This window comes from Mameliella sp. MMSF_3455 (assembly GCF_030733205.1).
In the GTDB taxonomy this organism is placed as follows: Bacteria; Pseudomonadota; Alphaproteobacteria; order Rhodobacterales; family Rhodobacteraceae; genus Antarctobacter.
This window is the reverse complement of record NZ_JASHJL010000112.1, coordinates 1-1,114: the sequence shown is the minus strand read 5'-3', so window position 1 is coordinate 1,114 and position 1,114 is coordinate 1. Positions and strand designations below refer to the sequence as shown.

Sequence of the window (1,114 nt, the reverse complement as noted above, 5' to 3'; positions counted from 1 at the left end):
GGCACCGGCGCGGATGACTTTATCGAGGGCAACCACGGCGACGACAGCCTGGCGGGCGGCGACGGCAACGACACCTTGGCTGGTGGCCAAGGAAACGATGTCTTCGTCATAACCGTAAGTGCCGGAAACGATACCGTAACGGACTTCGATATTGGGGATTCCGATGGGGACGGTGCGTCGAACGACCGTTTCGATGTATCGGAGATCACCACGGCTGAGGGAGCACCGGTAACGGCAAACGATGTGAGCGTATCGGACGATGGATATGGAAACGCGGTACTCACTTTTCCTTTGGGCGAAACTGTCACACTGCAGGGTGTCAGCCCTTACGAGATGACACCCGGTCAGTTGTATGCGTCGGGCATTCCCTGCTTCACATCCGGTACCATGATCATGACACCAGATGGCGAAAAACTGGTGGAACAACTTGGCGTTGGCGATCTGGTGGAGACCGTTCACGATGGGCCGCAACCCGTCTTGTGGCATACGACGCGAAATCTTGATCAGGACGATCTATTGGAAAATCCTGATCTCAAACCTGTCTGGCTCGATGGCGATTGGACTGGAGACCCCAGAGGTTTGCTGGTGTCCGCTCAGCACGGAATTGCCGTCACACCAAAATCCGGAGGGGCCCTTCGTCTCGTACGGGCAAGTCAACTTGCCAAGATAGCTGGCGGAAAAGCAAGGGTCGCTAGAGGCAAATCCAAAGTCAAATACGTTCACTTGCTTTTTCGCAAGCATCAGATCGTGTTTGCAAATGGGATCCAGGCGGAAAGCTTTTATCCCGGGGCACAGGCCATTTCGTCTTTGGGATTGGCCGAGAGACTGCTGTTCTTGGCGAAATTTCCACAGTTCCAAGCAAGCTGCGTTTCAGATGTCTATGGGCCACCTCGCGCGCCGTATTGCAAAACGAAAGACCTCCCTGAAAGGCTTGATGGCCTCCGGCCTGTAAGAGCGATAAAACGCGGCAAGGTTCCGCTCCAGGCGATGTTGACAAAAGAGACTCACAGTCTCTGTTAAGCGTGATTCAAGCTGGTATTGAACTGATGCGGTGGATGCCCCCACCAACGGCATCTCATATGCCATGATGGTTCCATTGGAACCGAACGGAGGG

The 1,114-nt window shown here is 54.6% G+C and carries 1 protein-coding gene; it reads left to right on the top strand.

The window, feature by feature from the left end; genetic code table 11:
• Positions 1-1,020, top strand: a 1,020-nt coding sequence (locus RBB42_RS28065) for a Hint domain-containing protein (protein ID WP_305972727.1), incomplete at its 5' end; no start/stop codon positions are given.
• Between the last annotated feature and the right edge of the window lie 94 nt (positions 1,021-1,114).